Source organism: Novimethylophilus sp. (assembly GCF_036504375.1).
Classification (GTDB): domain Bacteria; phylum Pseudomonadota; class Gammaproteobacteria; order Burkholderiales; family Methylophilaceae; genus Novimethylophilus.
The window spans coordinates 1-16,104 of the sequence record NZ_DASXVH010000011.1 but is presented as its reverse complement, the minus strand read 5'-3'; the positions used below and the strand labels follow the sequence as shown (position 1 = coordinate 16,104).

Here is a 16,104-nt window from a genome sequence, read left to right as displayed (position 1 = left end):
GCCCTGCTTGATGCTTTCGGTAAACCTGTCCCAGCCGGACTTCTCCGGTTGCCTGCCCGGCTCCTGCTTGGGAGGAGCGGCGGCGCCAGCCGGGTGATCGACGTTGCCGGATACGACCCTGGGTTTGTTCGGCTGCGGCTGGGCCTTGCGTTTTATATTTTTTTCGCTGTCAGCAGCTGCGTCTGTTTTAGCCGCCGGATTCTCGGCCTTCGCCTTGGCTTTATTAGCCGACGACCCAACAGTAGATACCGGGACTATCCTATCCGTGCCGGCCTGCACCGGAACCGCGCCCGGCAGAGCAGCGTCAAGCGTTTTCCCGGCCTGAGGCTGCGACTTTCCCGACAGCATCGCAACCGTCAGCACCACCGCCGCAACGGCAACGCCGGCGCCGATAGCAACTTTCTTTCCGAGCGTCATTCCATGCTTGGGCGTAGCGCTGGCAGCTTCGTTATGGGCAATGCCTGCCGCATGGGTCGGGTCGCCGGGAGCGCGTATTGCGTAAACCTCGTGCTCCCTGACGTGCTTGTCGTGCTTGACCCCGGAATAGGCGAACATCTGGGTGATTTCATTGGTCAGCCGCGAAACGACTTCGTAATAAGAGCGCGACACCAGGATCTGGTTGGGCTCGGCGAAGCTCATCACGCGCTGCGCGACATTGATGCCGTCGCCGATGATGTTGAGGTGATTATTGATGTCCTTGACCACCCGCACCGGCCCGAGATTGATGCCGATCCGCACGCTCAGCGGCATATCCGGATGCTCCTGGTTGCACTTGAGAATGCCGTCGCGAATCGTCAGCGAAACGAACAGCGCCTCTTCCGGGGCCCCCAACAGCGTAATGGCTGCGCCATCGCCGGTGTCGAGAATGATGCGGTCATTCTGGGCAACATCCTTGATCGCATCGCCGATCAGATGATTGAAGCGATTTTTGTACTCGATCTGTTCGGATACCGGCTGCTGCGAATATCCGACGATATCGAGAAAAATAACGCTGCAAATCGATGTCCTGTTCAGTCGTTCGCTCATGTCCCGATCCGGCAATGCCAGAGTTGAAGCATCCCATTAAACAACAAAAATCCATTACCGGGAAATACTCATTGCGTCATCCGCAACGCGACCGCTTCGGCCACCTTGATGCCGTCTACCGCAGCGGACAGGATACCCCCGGCATATCCCGCGCCTTCGCCTGCCGGATACAAACCCCGCACGTTCAGACTCTGGAAATCGTCGTCGTTGCGTGTGATACGCACGGGGGACGAAGTACGGGTTTCCACGCCGGTCAGCACGGCATCCTGCATTGCGAATCCCTTGATCTGCTTGTCGAAGGCCGGCAGCGCCTCGCGTATGGCCTCGATGGCATAGTCGGGCAGGCTGGTCGCGAGGTCGCACAAATGCACGCCCGGTGCATAAGACGGGATCACCTCTCCCAGCTTTGTCGAAGGCCGACCAGCGATAAAATCGCCGACCAGCTGGCCGGGAGCCTCATAGGTGCCGCCGCCCAGCTCGAACGCCCGCGACTCCCACTTGCGCTGGAATTCGATCCCGGCCAGAGGATGGCCGGGGTAATCGGCCTCGGGCGTGATGCCGACCACGATGCCGCTGTTGGCGTTGCGCTCGTTGCGCGAATACTGGCTCATGCCGTTGGTGACCACGCGGCCCGGTTCCGAAGTCGCCGCCACCACGGTGCCGCCGGGGCACATGCAAAAGCTGTACACCGAGCGCCCGTTGTTGCAATGGTGCACCAGCTTGTAGTCCGCCGCGCCCAGCAGGGGGTTACCGGCGTTGGGGCCGAGACGGCAGCGGTCTATCATGGCCTGCGGGTGCTCGATGCGGAAACCGATCGAGAACGGCTTGGCCTCGACATGCACGCCGCGATCAAAGAGCATCCGAAAGGTGTCGCGCGCGCTGTGGCCGACCGCCAGCACGACGTGGCCGCTCGCCAGGTATTCGCCGCCGGCAAGCCTCACGCCGCGCACCTGGCCTTGGTCGATGTCGATATCCTCCACCTTGCTCTGGAAGCGGATTTCTCCGCCCAGCGCTTCGATGGCCGCACGGATCTGCTCCACCACGCCGACCAATCTGAAGGTGCCGATATGCGGCCTGCCGACGTAGAGGATTTCTTCCGGCGCGCCAGCTTTTATGAATTCGGTGATCACCTTGCGGCCGAGATGGCGCGGGTCCTTGATCTGGCTGTAGAGCTTGCCGTCGGAGAACGTGCCCGCGCCGCCTTCGCCGAACTGCACGTTGGATTCCGGGTGCAGTTTATTGTTGCGCCACAGGTCCCAGGTATCCCTGGTACGCTCGCGCACCGATTTGCCGCGCTCCAGGATGATGGGGCGAAACCCCATCTGCGCCAGGAGCAGCCCGGCGAACATGCCGCACGGCCCGGTGCCGATGACGATGGGGCGTTCCTTCAGCCCCGCTGGCGCCCGTGCGACGAACTTGTAGTCCATATCCGGCGCAGGCGCGATATGCTTGTCGCTCTTCAGCCGCTTGAGCAGCGCCGCTTCGTTCTTCACCTCGACATCGACGCTGTAGATGAACAGGATCGCGTCTTTTTTGCGGGCATCGACGCTGCGCTTGAATATCGCGTAACTCGTCAGTTCCTCGGCGGCAATGCCGAGCCGCTTGAGAATTGCCGCCCGCAAGGCGCTTTCCTGGTGGGCGATAGGAAGCTTGAGATCGGTGATGCGCAACATGCTGGGCAGTCTGTTATGTAATGAACGCGCATTTTACCTTTTGACCAGAAGACTCAACATCATTAAATACATAGCCACGAAATTCATGATTTGTTTAAGATACGGGATTGCTGGAACACGTCGCATCTAACCAGAAACAATTTAGGCATAAAAGCATGAGTAACCCCGTTTTTCTCACCAGGGTCGTGTTGCGTAACTACAAGAGTATCGCTTCTTGTGATGTACGTCTGGGGCCACTTACCTATCTGGTTGGCACCAATGGTTCAGGCAAAAGCAATTTTCTCGATGCTTTGCATTTGGTGCGGGATGCGCTATCAGGCTCACTCGATAATGCGCTGAATGACCGGAGCGGATTAGCCGAAGTAAGACGGCGCTCTAGTGGACATCCCACTCATTTCGGCATTCGCCTGGAATTCAGGCTGCGTAGCGGCCAGATCGGCCACTACGCCTTCAACGTAGGAGCATTATCCAGCCGCGGTTACGAAGTACAAACTGAAGAATGTGTTATTGAGGGTATAGGCAAAGGTCCTTTTTTCCGTCTCGAACGTGGCCAACTGAAAGCAAGCAGCGAGTCAAGCTTCCCCGCTGTTACTTCAGATCGTCTGGCATTGGTCAGCGCCTCCGGACTAGCTGCTTTTCGCCCAGTGTTCGACGCACTCACTGGAATGGGTTTCTACAATCTCAACCCGAAACTGATACGCGAACTGCAAAAGCCGCAAGACGGAAAATTACTTAAACCAGCCGGGGAGAACATTGCCAGTGTCATTGGTCATCTTGAACGCAGCGCCCCAGAAAATTTGCATGTAATTGAGGAATATCTGCAAACAGTGGTACCTACCGTACATGGCGTGGAACGCAAGCAGATTGGCCCGATGGAAACGCTGGAGTTTCGTCAGGCTATGGCAGGAGCAAAGCATCCATGGCGATTCCAGGCACAAAACATGTCAGATGGCACACTACGAGCGCTGGGAGTCCTTACCGCCTTGTTTCAGGGCAATAAGGATTATGTACCGTCGATCATTGGCATTGAAGAGCCGGAAACAGCTCTGCATCCAGCGGCGGCTGGTGCATTACGTGAAGCTTTGACAAGAGCGTCCGGGCAAACACAGGTCATTATCACCAGCCATAGTCCAGATTTGCTGGACGATAGAAATTTGCCCACGGAAGCATTACTTGCCGTAGTTTCCAACGCAGGGGAAACACGCATTGCTCCGCTGGATGACGCTTCGCGCACCGTCCTGCGCGAACAATTATTTTCAGCAGGTGAGTTGCTACGCCTCAACCAACTGGCGCCTGACCCCATTGCACTAGCAGAGCAAGATTTGCGACTGCCAGACCTGTTTGGCGAGGTACCATAGTGACCGCTATCGCCAGTATTGTAGAAGGAGATGGCGAAGTCGCCGCATTACCTGTACTGATTCGCCGATTGATGGAATGGCAGAAGCCGGGCCGATATGCGGACATGCCACCGCCGATTCGCGTACACCGCGATCGCTTCCTGAATAAGGACGAAGAATTCCGTCGCCACTTATTGCTGGCAGCCGGAAAATGTGGCGAGAATGGCTGTATCCTCGTGCTGCTAGATGCTGATGATGACTGCCCGGCTACGCGTGGAATAGATATCCTGACACGAGCACAAGCAGTTGTGCCTCACCGGCGGATTTCGGTCGTGCTGGCCAATCGTGAGTATGAGGCATGGTTCATTGCGGCAGCACAATCGTTGCATGGGCATCGAGGTTTTGAATTCAACGCAGCGGAGGCCATCAACGCCGAACTCCCGCGCAATGCCAAAGGATGGCTTGGCGAGAGAATGTCCTCAAAAGCCTACCGCGAAACTACCGATCAACCTGCCTTTTCCGCTCTCATGGATTTGCAACAAGCATTTAACAACAGCAGATCATTTCGCAAATTGTATGACGAATTGAAAAAACAGATCGTTTGACTCAATAGAAATTTTAAAGTATGCCTATCCAATGGTTCCCCGGTCACATGAATTCCGCCCGCAAAAAAGCGGCCGAAACCATGGAAACCACCGATGTCGTGATCGAAGTGCTGGATGCGCGCCTGCCCGAGGCCAGCCACAATCCGATGATTAACGAACTGCGGCTGTTTCGCCAACGCCCCTGTCTTAAGATTCTCAACAAGGCCGACCTCGCCGATCCCGCCGCCACCCGGGCCTGGCTTGATTTCTACAACCGCCAGCCGGATACGAAAGCGGTCGCGCTGTCATGCAAAAAGCCGGGCGACGCGGCCAAAATTCCCGGCCTGTGCCGCCCGCTGGCGGCGCATCGCGGCACCAATCTCAAGCCGCTGCGGATGATGATCATGGGCATTCCCAACGTCGGCAAATCCACGCTGATCAATGCCCTGCTCAACCGCCGCGTCGCCAAGGTGGGCGACGAGCCCGCGGTCACCAAGAACCAGCAGCGCTTCGACCTCAACGCGCAGATGACGCTGACCGACACGCCGGGCATGATGTGGCCGAAAATCGCCCACGACAGCGACGGCTACATGCTCGCCGCCAGCCACGCGATCGGCACCAATGCGGTGATCGAGGAAGAAGTCGCCACCTATCTGGCCGACCTGCTGCTGCAACGCTACCCTGCCCTGCTCGCGGAGCGCTACAAGTTCCCCATCGAAGGCATGGACGGCACCGCCGTCATCGAAGCCATCGCCAAACGGCGCGGCTATCGCTTGAAAGGCGGCGAACCGGATTTTGAAAAAGCTGCGCTGACGCTGCTGGTGGATTACCGCACCGGCACGCTGGGCCGCATCAGCCTGGAAACGCCGGACAGCCGCAACGCGATGCTGGAGGCCGCTGCACCCGCATCAGCCGCCGGCGAGAACGCGGATACTAATATCGCCTAGCGTCACCACCTGCCCCGCCCATATTTTGGCGGTCTTGCGCAGTTCCTGCTGGCCGTCGACTGCCACCTCGCCGCTGGCGACCAGCGCCTTGCCCGCGCCGCCGCTATCGCATAAGCCAACCAGCTTGAGCAACTGGTTGAGTTCGACAAATTCGCCATTGAGCTGGAATTCGAGTTGCTGCATAAATTTTTAGCGCACCTTAATGGACAAAATTTCGCTCAAGACTGCCGCTCCTGCTTCATGAAAAGCGCAATCAGCTCTCGTACAACCTCCTTATGCGCTTCATTCAGCGAGGCATAATCGTTAAGAACGGATAGATGCGAGGCAGAATAAAGCACTATTGGCTGCTGGGCAGTCAACGCGCGTCCTTCCCTTTCGCCGTATCGCAGCCATTCTGGCGCCACCCCCAGCCAGCGTGCGAGATTCCTGATTTTGTCCTGGGTCGGAATCGCCTCTCCGTGAAACCATTTCCGGGCTGCGTAAGTCGATACCGCAACGTCCGGGAACCGTTTATTGAACTCTCGTGCCAGTTGCGTCGGTGAAGTGATTTCCACCTTGGCATCCTGCAGCGCCTTGATCAGCCGCCGGCTGAATGCCGACTTTTCCGGGATAGCTTTCATGCCCGAAAATTATCACCATTAAATATGACTATCAGTTGTTAAAATAAATTACCGATAGTAACATTTGTCGTATGAAGAAAACCGACCACGATCCTCGGAAACCAGCAGGATTCACGCTTACCGAGCTGGCAGCCATGGTTTTTATGGGTGCCCTGACGACTGTCGGCATCAAGGTCACCATGGTCCGAATGGATCATGCGGTTTCAGCCCTGCTTCCGTATAGGGCATTTCCTGCCCCGATTACCGCCAGCCCATCACCTTCTAGCCCTGTAGAGCATGCCGGATTCCAAACTGCCTAGGATCACATCCATGAAGCATATGCCCAACCTAAAACTGGCGCTCATCCTGACACCGGGTGTTTTTCTACTGCTATCCTGGATACTGGCGCTTGCATCCGGCCCGTTGCTTGCCCGCATGGGCATTTTCAGGCTGGCGCTGTGGGCGGCCTTGATTTCATTCGGCATCGCTTATTCTGTCACCATGTTTTTTGTCGAGCTCGGGTCGCGCGATTAAGATGAGCGCTACCATTATTTTCCGGCAGACTTCCCGGCCGCCTAGGATGAATCCCAAGCTTACCGGGCGATTGCAAGGCGGGGGGGGCGAGGAAGGCGAGATGCAATGAGTTGCCGTTATCGCCAGTTTGGCTATAACCTTGGTGCTACACCCTAGGGCGTGTTCACACTAATTTCGCGGCTGCGACGGGGGCGATTTGGGATGCCATCCGCGAAGCAAGACGCGCAGAAGTGCAAGCCACTTCAAGCGGCTTGCGACAAAGGAGGCCCCCGTCCCGGAGGGTTGCCAAGAGAATGCGCGTCTGCGGCGTTGCAAGGCTGGCGAATGGAACAACCATTCGCTGCGCCTCGCGCCTTGCATCCATCGCATTCTCTTGGCAACGCAGTCGTGAAATTAGTGTGATCACGCCCTAGTAAAAAAACCGCTCGCGCATCTCCTCCAGCCCCAGGCTTTCCAGCACTTCGTTGAGCCGTTCCGCCGGGCGTCTGCGCGGCAGGTTTTTGTCGCCGGCGACAATCAGTTCGTTTTTCATCGAATGCTCCCAGCCCACCAGTTCCGTCACCGCGACCTGATAACCATGCGCTTCGAGTTGCAGGCAGCGCAGCACGTTGGTGAGGTGGCTGCCGAATTCGCGGGTGTGGATGGGGTGGCGCCAGAGTTCGGTCAGGGCGCTTTTACCCAGCGCCTTGCCTTTGTTTTTGCGCAACACTGCCGCCACCTCGGCCTGGCAGCAGGGCACCAGTACGATGAATTTCGCGCGCTTCTCCAGGGCGAAGCGGATGGCGTCGTCGGTGGCCGTGTTGCAGGCATGCAGTGCGGTGACGATATCTATTTTCTCCGGTAACTGGCTGGAGGTGATGGACTCGGCCACCGAGAGATTGAGGAAACTCATCCCGGCAAAGCCCAGCCTGCCAGCCAGTTCACGCGACTTCACGACCAATTCCTCGCGCGTTTCGATGCCGTAAATATGCGATTTATCGTTCAGCGCCTTGAAAAACAGGTCGTAGAGAATGAAACCAAGGTAGGACTTGCCTGCACCGTGATCGACCAGCGCGATGTCGCGGCCGACTTCCTGCAGCAGCGGCTCGATGAACTGGTAGAGGTGGTAAATCTGCTTGAGCTTGCGGCGGCTGTCCTGGTTCATTTTGCCGTCGCGGGTCAGGATGTGCAGTTCCTTCAGCAGTTCCACGGATTGATTGGGGCGGATTTCGTGCATGTCAGGACGGCTCGCGCAACAAATACAGCCCGGCGCACAGCGCGCAGCCGATCGCATACAGCAGCCATGTCTGCGACACGAAATAGGGATACACCATCAGCGCCGCGCCGATCGCCATCGGGCTGGTGCTGCCGGCTTTCTTGCCGTAGCGGTAGGCCGCGTAACCGACGATGCCGAATATCACGGAAGCGAACAGATCCGCGGGACTGGGGAGTTCAAACATCGAGCGTCTATTTCTTCACGCACTCTTCAGTGCCGTAATTGCCGCCCTTGTACTCCGGCTCGTAGTAATACTTGCGGAAACTTAACCGGCCCTGCCTGTTCTTGCCAACGGTGGCGATGCCGGTGCCGTGGTCCTGCGAGCCCGGCTGGTTGAGCGCGAAATGGATCGCCAGCCTGTCGCCATCCGCCGCCGCCTCGCCCGGGTAGACGCCGAAGCCCGGCACTTCCAGCTTGAAATCGTAAGCGCCGTACTGGCCTGTACTTTGGGTCTTGTTGAGTGCCAGCGTTACTGTGCCCTTATACTTGCCCTCGTGCGCATCAATGCCGGTGCAATCGTAAACGCCGCTGTAATCCTGCCCGGTAAATGCCGGCGGCTTGGCCTGCGCCAGGCCGGAAAACATCAAGGCGATCGCTATCGGTAATAGTTTATGCATCGCATGTTCCTGAAAAATTTCCGACATTTTATCCTTAGAAGCCGCTCCACGCGCGATCAAGCTGCGTGCTGACCTATGCGGCCTATCTGGTAGTCAGCGGGCGCATCATCCCGCGGCTCGGCTCGGCCACGTTTACCGTGCCAGCATGCTGGTTGCGAACGCGACTGCCGCAGTGCATTTCATGCTGACACCGCACAGGGCATCGTTGCCGCACCAGCCGGCGCCGGTTTACGGGCTGGCGCTGCTGGTGGCGGTAGTCGCCCACGGTGCTGCCCGCGCTGGCTGCTCAGCGCGGGAATCCGTCGCATCGGCAGGCAGAAAAGCTGAAATTTCCGATCCGGCCACCACAAGTTGATCTGCCGCCGTGGAAAGCGTTTACGCAGCCCGCGTGCTTGAGTAAACTTAAGCCGCTTGCCTATGGCCGATTTCGCTAAACCATGATGGATATTTCACTCCAGGCTTTCCCGGCGACCGGAACACGCTGCAAGGCACGCGCAAGGACATGCGGGAGTGGACAAACTGAGGATCGGCCAATCCTTCGTGACTTTTGGAACAAACCTCGGAACAAACCATGGAATACCGCCGCCTCGGAACCAGCGAACTCGACGTTTCGGCCATCTGCCTGGGCACGATGACCTACGGCCAGCAGAACACCGAAGCCGAAGCTCACGCGCAGCTGGATTACGCGTTTGCGCATGGCATCAACTTTATCGACACCGCCGAGATGTACCCGGTGCCACCACGCGCCGAGACCGTCACGCGCACCGAAACCATCGTCGGCAACTGGCTGAAGCACCAGCCGCGCGACAAGATCATCCTCGGCACCAAGGTCGCCGGCCCGCGGCGCGCCATGAGCTGGATCCGCAACGGCCCGCCAGCGCTGGACCGCGCCAATATCCGCGCGGCGATCGAAGGCTCGCTCGCCCGCCTGCAAACCGACTATATAGACCTCTACCAGCTGCATTGGCCGGAGCGCAACGTGCCGATGTTCGGCCAGTACCAGTTCGACCCCGCGCAGGAAAACAAGGAATGGGTACCAATACGCGAGCAGCTGGAAGCGCTTGAAGAATTGGTAACCGAAGGCAAAATCCGTTATGTCGGCGTTTCCAACGAACAACCCTGGGGCGTGATGGAATTTCTGCGCCTGGCACATGAACACGGCCTGCCGCGCATCGCCTCCATCCAGAACTGCTACAACCTGATCAACCGCGGCTTCGAATTCGGGCTAACGGAAATCACCTACCGCGAAAAAGTCGGGCTGCTGGCCTATTCGCCGCTGGCCTTCGGCCATCTGTCCGGCAAATACCTGGCCAATCCGCAGGCACCGGGGCGGGTCACGCTGTTTCAGGGCTTTGCCCAACGTTATCAAAAGCCTAACGTCCAGCCCGCCACCATGGCCTATGCCGAGCTCGCCCGCAGCCATAACCTCACCCCGGCACAGATGGCGCTGTCGTTCGTCTACCGTCGCTGGTTCGCCGCCAGTACCATCATCGGCGCCACCAGCATGCAGCAACTCAAGGAGAACCTGGGCGCATGGGAAAAACCGCTGCCGGACGACATCCTGAAAGAAATCGAAAACCTGCACCTGCGCTACATGAACCCGGCGCCCTGATGCCGGAAACGATCAAATCGATTATTGAGAGCCGGGCTTCACCTTCAGCAATTTCTCGAACTCATCGGCGGGCAGCGGCCGGGAGAACAGATAGCCTTGCCCATAGTCGCATTTGGCGGCAGTCAGCAGTGCGCGCTGCTTTACCGTTTCTATGCCTTCCGCGATGACCTGTATGCCGAGTTTGTGCGCCATGACGATAATCGCTTCGCACAGCGCCATGTCGTCGGAGTGGGGTTCAAGATTGCGCACAAACGACTGGTCGATCTTGAGGTAGTCGATGTCGAATTTCTTCAGGTAGGACAGTGACGAATAGCCGGTGCCGAAATCGTCGAGCGAGACCTGGATGCCGGCGTCGCGAAATGCCAGCAGCTTGTCGGTGACGACGCTGCTGGCGTCCAGCAGCAAACCCTCGGTAATTTCTACCACGATGCTTTGGCCCGGCAGGCCGAGCTTTTGCAAATGGTCGAACCAGTCGGCGTGGCTCTTGTTTTCGTCATGGAACTGCACCGGCGATTTATTGACGCTGATCTGGAATCCCACATGGTGCGAGGCGCGCCAGCGTTCCACCTGGTCGACCGCCTCATGGAACACCCAATCGCCGATATCGAGAATCATGCCGGTTTCCTCGGCGATGGTGATGAATTCGGCGGGGCCGATCAAGCCCAGCTTGGGATGCTGCCAGCGAATCAGCGCCTCGGCTTTATGGATGACTCCGGTCGCCAGTTCGACGATGGGTTGGTAATAAATCCGGAACTGGCTCTCGGCCAGCGCGCTGCGCAGGTCGGTGGCCAGCCGCATGCGGGCCTGTGCGGCTTCCTGCATCGCCGGGGTAAAATAATTGAAACGGTTGCGGCCGTGATGCTTGGCCGCATACATGGCCTGGTCGGCGTTCTTCAGCAGGGCCTCGACCTCCCCGGCGTCCTCGGGGTACAGGGTAATGCCTATGCTAGCCGAGACATATGCTGTGTCCAGCCCCAGCTGGAACGGCTCGGCCAGTTTGTGCAGTATGCATTGCGAGACGCGCTCCACGCTGCTGGCATCCTCCAGTTCGCCCAGCAGCACGGTGAACTCATCCCCGCCCAGGCGCGCCACGGTGTCGGATTCGCGCACGCAACTGGAGAGGCGTAGCGCCGCCTCCTTCAGCAGGAGATCGCCCATATCGTGCCCCAGCGTGTCGTTGACTTCCTTGAACCGGTCGAGGTCGAGAAACAGCAGTGCCATCGGCAGCCCGGCGCGGTGCGCCTTTTTCATTTCCTGTTCCAGGCGGTCATGGAACATGCGGCGGTTGGGAAGCCCGGTCAGCTGATCGAAGTTGGCCTGATGCCAGATCAACGCTTCGGACTCCTTCTTCTGGGTGATGTCGGAAAACAGCGCAACCCGGCGGTGGACCGAGCCGTCTTCATTGAAAATGGAATTGATGCTCAGCCACTCCGGAAATACCTCGCCATTCTTGCGCCGGTTCCATATCTCGCCGTGCCAATGCCCAGTGGTATTGAGCGAATTCCACATTTCGCGGAAAAAAGCTTCATCCTGGCGACCGGAATTAAGAATTTTCGTGGTTTTCCCCAACGCATCTTCCGGCAGATAGCCCGTCAGCTCGGTAAAAGCGGGGTTGATGCTGATGATGACGCCATCGCCATCGGTTACCATCATCGCCTCGCTGCTGTTCTGGTACACCAGCGAGGCGAGATGCTTGGATTCTTCCGCGATTTTGCGCTCGGTAATATCCTGCAGCACCATGTGGATGAAGCGCCTGCCCTGCTGCTCGATCAGCCGCGCGCTGACTTCCACCGGAAATACGCTGCCGTCCTTGCACTGATGCAGCGTTTCGTAGCGATGGGACGTGGTCCGCATGACACGGTCATGCTCCTGTTCGAATCCGGCGTGCGCACGCGCCGGGCTCAACCGGCTGCAAGGCTGCCCGATCAATTCTTCGCGGCTGTATCCGTAGATCTCCAGCGCACGATTGTTTACCTGCATCAATATGCCGGTTTCATCGGTAATCAGGATGATATCGTTGGCATATTTGGACAAGGCATCGTAGCTGGTCTCCAGCGCCTGCCGTTCCAACACCTCCTGTTTTTGCAACGCGGCGAAATGCTCCTGCTGGCGCTGCCACCACAGCCATACGCCGTAGCCCGAAAGGCTGATAAGCAGCAAGGTAGCCAGCGCGGAAAACAGCCCGAGCCGGTTCACGGCCGCATAGGCTTCGGCCTCGTCTACCTTGACCAGCATCAGCCAGGGCGTACCCGTTATTTCTGCGACGTAGCCCAGCACCGGCTGTTTGCGGTAGTCGTTGACGTTTTCCAGCATGCCGCGCTTGCCGGCGAACGCTTGTGCTGCCGCCTGCGTGTGGTCGCTCAGGGGTTGAATAAACGCCAGCGCGGTATTTTTGCGATGGCGCGACTCGTTCAGGTACAGCACGTTTTTACCGCTACGGCGAAACAGCAACGTTTCGCCGGTCTTGCTCGATGATGACCAATCCTGCATCAACGGATAAAGAAAATACGCGGGGTCGAGCGCGGCATACAGAGCGCCGCCTACCTTTCCGCCCACCATCAACGGCACCATGATGCCTAGCGAAATTCTGCTGGAATTGGGGTCGTGATGAAAATCGACCAGCTGCGGTTCGCCGCGGGCAATGACGTTGCGCGCCGCGGCACCATGTTCCAGCGAGCTGGCATCGGTATTGCCGAAGCGCGGATTGTCCTGCAGGTCGTAGGCTTCGACGGAATTGTAATGATGAATCTGCTTGAATACTTCAAAGCGCTTGAGTATGTCCGGCAGGTTTTCCGCCCCCTTGCCGGTACGCATCCATTCGCTCAGCACCCGCGACGTCTGCGAATCCGTAGCATCGAAAACAAGATCGTTGATGCGTTCCTGCAGCCAGCTTTCGATCTGCTTCGCCTTGAGTTCGCCGTTAGCCGCCAGGGCGCGCTGGGCCTCGTGCCGGATGGAATCGCGCATTGCGGTGAACGCAAACCAGCCACTTGCGCCTATGGCCAAACCCAGCATGACGAAAACCTTCCAGGGGAAGGTGCGGTCATATGAACGAATCTGCGCCGGAGAAATGCCCCGAGGAGACTGGCGGCTGATTAGCTGATACAGCAGCATGCCGGTGAGCAATACGAATGTTGCGCCCTTGTACGTTTGCAGTTCGGTAATCGCGGCTGCATCCGTCAGCATCAACTGCAGCAGGCGGTCGGAAAGCAATATCCAGGCGCCGGCAAAAGCAATATAAATCAGGCTGATGCGCAGCGCGGCTTTGTCTGGCAGATGGATTAATGCTTTCACGCGTCGAGATGCCGGAATGCTACCCGGTTTCGCCCTTGGCGCTTCGCGTCATAAAGCGCTTCGTCAGCCGCGGCGATCAGATCGTTGGCTTGTACGCCGACGACGCTCTCGGCAAAAGCCACGCCCGCGCTGATCGTAACCGCGAGTTGGCGGTCAGCGATGGGAAAGGCATGGCCGCCGACCGCGCAACGCAGACGTTCGGCGATTCGCATGCTGGATTCAGAATCTGCTTCGCTTAACACGATCAGAAACTCTTCCCCCCCGAAACGGCCGATATAGTTGTAATCGCGCAAATTCTCGCTCATCGACAATGCTACCGCCTGCAACACCTTATCGCCGACCAGGTGGCCGTAAATATCATTGAACTGCTTGAACAGATCCACATCGACCATGATCACCCCCAGTCCGCGTCCCAGTCTTTGCGCGCGCGACAGCTGGACCTGCAACAGTCCCTCGATCGCCTTGCGGTTGTAGATCAAAGTCAACGCATCGTGCGTTGCCTGTTCTTCAAGCACTTTTTGTGCCTGCATCAGTTCGCGGTTGAGGTCGACGATCTCCTGATACAGCCGGCTTTTCTCTATCAGCATCGACAGCTGCGCCGCGATTCTCAAGAATACTCCCTGATGCAACCCCCGATAGGTGTTTTTCTCGAAACTGGAAAAGAAGAGAAAGCCGATAGGCTTGCCCTGGGCGATCAGCGGGCAAGTCAGGCTGGACCTGACGCCTTCCGCCACCACCAGCTGGGTCGAAACGGAATCCGGGTGCTCATACAGATAGGCTTCAAGGTCGTTCAGAATGCGCGGGTTGCCGGTGTCGAGTATGTTCTGCAGGCTGCTGCCGGCGCTGCGCGCCGTGAACCCCGGCATCATTTTCAGATCGTTAGCGTCCGAGCGCCCCCAGAAGGAAGTGACTTCGCTCCGGTCATCGCTCAGCAACGCGCAGCCCATGCGGTTATAGGGAATGACCAGGCTGAAGGAATCGTATATCCGGTTCAGCACGTCATCCAGAAACAGGCCGCCGGTCACTTCCTCGGCAATCTGCTGCAGCTTTTTTGCCTCGTCGAAATGCTGTTCGAGCGATTCGGCCAGCTTCATCAGTTCGAGGCCGAGGACGCCGATATGCTCTGCCTGGTCCTCCGGAATGGAAACATTGGATATGCCCTCCCGTATGGATCGGATCGCATCGAGGTAAGCCTGAACCTGCTGGTCGGGCGTCATAGGGTACCGATCAATCGCCATTTAATCTCCGCAGAATTTAGAGCGGCCTGATGCCAGGCCGGTGCAAGGATAGGGGTTACAGCAAGGATTTGGACTGACGCTCTCGAAGCGCCGTCAAATGGCGCATTTCATTGCGGCGGAAGATTTCTGGGACCTTCTGGTCTTATTTTAACATTGATGAGGCGGCTTGCAAATTCGACAGCAATTGCAAGCCACCTCAGGGTGCATCGACCGGTACCCGAGAAAGCCTTTAACGGCTGATGGGCTTATACCTGATGCGCTTCGGCTTCGCGCCCTCTTCGCCCAGGCGCTTCTTCTTGTCTTCCTCGTACTCGTGATAGTTGCCGTTGAAGAAGGTCCATTGCGAATCACCCTCCGCTGCCAGGATGTGAGTGGCGATACGGTCGAGGAACCAGCGGTCGTGCGAAGTGACGAGCACACAGCCGGCGAATTCCAGCAGCGCGTCCTCCAGCGCGCGCAGGGTTTCCACATCCAAATCGTTCGACGGTTCGTCCAGCAGCAGCACATTGCCGCCGGCGATCAGCGTCTTGGCCAGATGCAGCCGCCCGCGCTCGCCGCCGGAGAGCTGGCCGACGATCTTCTGCTGGTCGCCGCCCTTGAAGTTGAAGCGGCCGATATAGGCACGGCTGGGCATTTCGAACTTGCCGACGGAGATGATATCCGCGCCGCCGGCAATAATCTCGAATACGGTCTTGCTGTCGTCCAGCCCTTCGCGCGACTGGTCCACGGCAGCCATTTTCACGGTCGGCCCGACGACGATCCCACCGGAATCCGGCTGCTCCTTGCCTTGCAGCATGCGGAACAGCGTGGATTTACCCGCGCCGTTGGGGCCGATGACACCGACGATCGCGCCGGGCGGAACGCTGAAGGACAGGTTATCGATCAGCAGCCGGTCGCCGAAGCCTTTGGAAACATTATTGAATTCGATCACCTTGTCGCCCAGCCGCTCGCCCATCGGGATGAAGATTTCCTGCGTTTCGTTGCGCTTCTGGTATTCGACCGAATTCAGTTCCTCGAAGCGGGAGAGGCGCGCCTTGCTCTTGGCCTGACGCGCCTTGGGGTTCTGCCGCACCCATTCCAGCTCGGTCTTCATCGCCTTCATGTGGGCGTCGACCTGCTTGGATTCCTGCTCCAGGCGCGCCTCTTTCTGCTCCAGCCAGCTGGAATAATTGCCCTTCCACGGGATGCCGTGGCCGCGGTCCAGCTCCAGGATCCATTCGGCGGCGTTGTCAAGGAAGTAGCGGTCGTGGGTGACCGCGACCACGGTGCCGGGAAAACGCACCAGGAACTGCTCCAGCCATTCGACGGATTCCGCATCGAGGTGGTTGGTAGGCTCGTCCAGCAGCAGCATGTCGGGCTTGGACAGCAGCAGGCGGCACAGCGCCACG

At 58.2% G+C, this 16,104-nt stretch carries 17 protein-coding genes; 7 read left to right on the top strand and 10 right to left on the bottom strand.

Annotated elements, in window-relative coordinates; translation table 11 throughout:
* Positions 1-1,026, bottom strand: a 1,026-nt coding sequence (locus tag VGK14_RS01060) for an adenylate/guanylate cyclase domain-containing protein (RefSeq protein ID WP_331507051.1), incomplete at its 3' end; no start/stop codon positions are given.
* Between the two features lie 68 nt (positions 1,027-1,094).
* Positions 1,095-2,699, bottom strand: a complete 1,605-nt coding sequence (locus VGK14_RS01055) for an NAD(P)/FAD-dependent oxidoreductase (protein ID WP_331507050.1) — start codon at positions 2,697-2,699, stop codon at positions 1,095-1,097.
* A gap of 107 nt (positions 2,700-2,806) precedes the next feature.
* On the opposite strand from VGK14_RS01055, the gene VGK14_RS01050 reads away from it, so the two are divergent.
* From VGK14_RS01050 to ylqF, 3 genes are read left to right on the top strand one after another with little or no spacing between them, the layout of a single operon-like run.
* Positions 2,807-4,057 carry an AAA family ATPase gene (locus VGK14_RS01050; protein ID WP_331507049.1) on the top strand — a complete coding sequence of 417 codons (1,251 nt, stop codon included), beginning with the start codon at positions 2,807-2,809 and terminating at the stop codon, positions 4,055-4,057.
* Entirely contained in the window at positions 4,057-4,641 is a 585-nt protein-coding gene (locus VGK14_RS01045) for a DUF4276 family protein (protein ID WP_331507048.1), read from the top strand. The genes VGK14_RS01050 and VGK14_RS01045 overlap by 1 nt, the downstream gene beginning before the upstream one ends.
* Before the next feature lie 20 nt (positions 4,642-4,661).
* A complete protein-coding gene (gene ylqF / locus VGK14_RS01040) occupies positions 4,662-5,567 on the top strand; it encodes a ribosome biogenesis GTPase YlqF (RefSeq protein ID WP_331507047.1) in 906 nt (301 codons plus the stop codon).
* Here the strand turns inward: ylqF and VGK14_RS01035 are convergent.
* Together VGK14_RS01035 and VGK14_RS01030 are read right to left on the bottom strand one after the other, a co-directional pair.
* Positions 5,529-5,750 carry an RNA-binding S4 domain-containing protein gene (locus tag VGK14_RS01035; RefSeq protein WP_331507046.1) on the bottom strand — a complete coding sequence of 74 codons (222 nt, stop codon included), beginning with the start codon at positions 5,748-5,750 and terminating at the stop codon, positions 5,529-5,531. The two genes, ylqF and VGK14_RS01035, sit on opposite strands and share 39 nt — an antisense overlap.
* A gap of 35 nt (positions 5,751-5,785) precedes the next feature.
* Positions 5,786-6,187 carry a hypothetical protein gene (locus tag VGK14_RS01030; RefSeq protein WP_331507045.1) on the bottom strand — a complete coding sequence of 134 codons (402 nt, stop codon included), beginning with the start codon at positions 6,185-6,187 and terminating at the stop codon, positions 5,786-5,788.
* Positions 6,188-6,258: 71 nt separating this feature from the next.
* On the opposite strand from VGK14_RS01030, the gene VGK14_RS01025 reads away from it, so the two are divergent.
* Together VGK14_RS01025 and VGK14_RS01020 are read left to right on the top strand one after the other, a co-directional pair.
* Positions 6,259-6,486 carry a hypothetical protein gene (locus VGK14_RS01025; protein ID WP_331507044.1) on the top strand — a complete coding sequence of 76 codons (228 nt, stop codon included), beginning with the start codon at positions 6,259-6,261 and terminating at the stop codon, positions 6,484-6,486.
* A gap of 10 nt (positions 6,487-6,496) precedes the next feature.
* A complete protein-coding gene (locus VGK14_RS01020; RefSeq protein ID WP_331507042.1) occupies positions 6,497-6,700 on the top strand; it encodes a hypothetical protein in 204 nt (67 codons plus the stop codon).
* A 409-nt stretch (positions 6,701-7,109) separates the two neighbouring features.
* Here the strand turns inward: VGK14_RS01020 and VGK14_RS01015 are convergent, their stop codons facing one another.
* Genes VGK14_RS01015 through VGK14_RS01005 form a run of 3 tightly spaced genes read right to left on the bottom strand, consistent with a single transcriptional unit; the run spans position 7,110 to position 8,572 of the window.
* Positions 7,110-7,916, bottom strand: coding sequence for an SAM-dependent methyltransferase (locus VGK14_RS01015; protein ID WP_331507041.1), 807 nt, complete (start codon positions 7,914-7,916; stop codon positions 7,110-7,112).
* Position 7,917: 1 nt separating this feature from the next.
* A complete protein-coding gene (locus tag VGK14_RS01010) occupies positions 7,918-8,139 on the bottom strand; it encodes a hypothetical protein (RefSeq protein WP_331507040.1) in 222 nt (73 codons plus the stop codon).
* Positions 8,140-8,146: 7 nt separating this feature from the next.
* The gene (locus VGK14_RS01005; protein ID WP_331507039.1) at positions 8,147-8,572 is read right to left on the bottom strand and encodes a hypothetical protein; all 426 of its coding nucleotides are present in this window, start codon (positions 8,570-8,572) and stop codon (positions 8,147-8,149) included.
* Positions 8,573-8,717: 145 nt separating this feature from the next.
* Between VGK14_RS01005 and VGK14_RS01000 the strand changes: the two genes are divergently transcribed.
* Positions 8,718-8,927, top strand: a complete 210-nt coding sequence (locus VGK14_RS01000) for a hypothetical protein (protein ID WP_331507038.1) — start codon at positions 8,718-8,720, stop codon at positions 8,925-8,927.
* 216 nt (positions 8,928-9,143) lie between these two features.
* A complete protein-coding gene (locus VGK14_RS00995; RefSeq protein ID WP_331507036.1) occupies positions 9,144-10,184 on the top strand; it encodes an NADP(H)-dependent aldo-keto reductase in 1,041 nt (346 codons plus the stop codon).
* A gap of 21 nt (positions 10,185-10,205) precedes the next feature.
* Here the strand turns inward: VGK14_RS00995 and VGK14_RS00990 are convergent, their stop codons facing one another.
* The 3 genes from VGK14_RS00990 to ettA form a co-directional block, all read right to left on the bottom strand.
* Positions 10,206-13,478 carry a bifunctional diguanylate cyclase/phosphodiesterase gene (locus VGK14_RS00990; protein ID WP_331507035.1) on the bottom strand — a complete coding sequence of 1,091 codons (3,273 nt, stop codon included), beginning with the start codon at positions 13,476-13,478 and terminating at the stop codon, positions 10,206-10,208.
* Entirely contained in the window at positions 13,475-14,695 is a 1,221-nt protein-coding gene (locus tag VGK14_RS00985; RefSeq protein WP_331507034.1) for a sensor domain-containing diguanylate cyclase, read from the bottom strand. The genes VGK14_RS00990 and VGK14_RS00985 overlap by 4 nt, the downstream gene beginning before the upstream one ends.
* A 250-nt stretch (positions 14,696-14,945) precedes the next feature.
* The coding region (gene ettA, locus VGK14_RS00980; RefSeq protein WP_331507033.1) for an energy-dependent translational throttle protein EttA at positions 14,946-16,104 on the bottom strand (1,159 nt) is incomplete at its 5' end.

What these genes read in the sequence shown, in the direction of transcription:
- VGK14_RS01055 (WP_331507050.1), bottom strand. Translation starts at nt 2,699, where the DNA reads ATGTTGCGCATCACCGATCTCAAGCTTCCTATCGCCCACCAGGAAAGC.
- ylqF (WP_331507047.1), top strand. Translation starts at nt 4,662, where the DNA reads ATGCCTATCCAATGGTTCCCCGGTCACATGAATTCCGCCCGCAAAAAA.
- VGK14_RS01035 (WP_331507046.1), bottom strand. Translation starts at nt 5,750, where the DNA reads ATGCAGCAACTCGAATTCCAGCTCAATGGCGAATTTGTCGAACTCAAC.
- VGK14_RS01030 (WP_331507045.1), bottom strand. Translation starts at nt 6,187, where the DNA reads ATGAAAGCTATCCCGGAAAAGTCGGCATTCAGCCGGCGGCTGATCAAG.
- VGK14_RS01025 (WP_331507044.1), top strand. Translation starts at nt 6,259, where the DNA reads ATGAAGAAAACCGACCACGATCCTCGGAAACCAGCAGGATTCACGCTT.
- VGK14_RS01020 (WP_331507042.1), top strand. Translation starts at nt 6,497, where the DNA reads ATGAAGCATATGCCCAACCTAAAACTGGCGCTCATCCTGACACCGGGT.
- VGK14_RS01015 (WP_331507041.1), bottom strand. Translation starts at nt 7,916, where the DNA reads ATGCACGAAATCCGCCCCAATCAATCCGTGGAACTGCTGAAGGAACTG.
- VGK14_RS01010 (WP_331507040.1), bottom strand. Translation starts at nt 8,139, where the DNA reads ATGTTTGAACTCCCCAGTCCCGCGGATCTGTTCGCTTCCGTGATATTC.
- VGK14_RS01005 (WP_331507039.1), bottom strand. Translation starts at nt 8,572, where the DNA reads ATGCATAAACTATTACCGATAGCGATCGCCTTGATGTTTTCCGGCCTG.
- VGK14_RS01000 (WP_331507038.1), top strand. Translation starts at nt 8,718, where the DNA reads ATGCTGGTTGCGAACGCGACTGCCGCAGTGCATTTCATGCTGACACCG.
- VGK14_RS00995 (WP_331507036.1), top strand. Translation starts at nt 9,144, where the DNA reads ATGGAATACCGCCGCCTCGGAACCAGCGAACTCGACGTTTCGGCCATC.
- VGK14_RS00985 (WP_331507034.1), bottom strand. Translation starts at nt 14,695, where the DNA reads ATGACGCCCGACCAGCAGGTTCAGGCTTACCTCGATGCGATCCGATCC.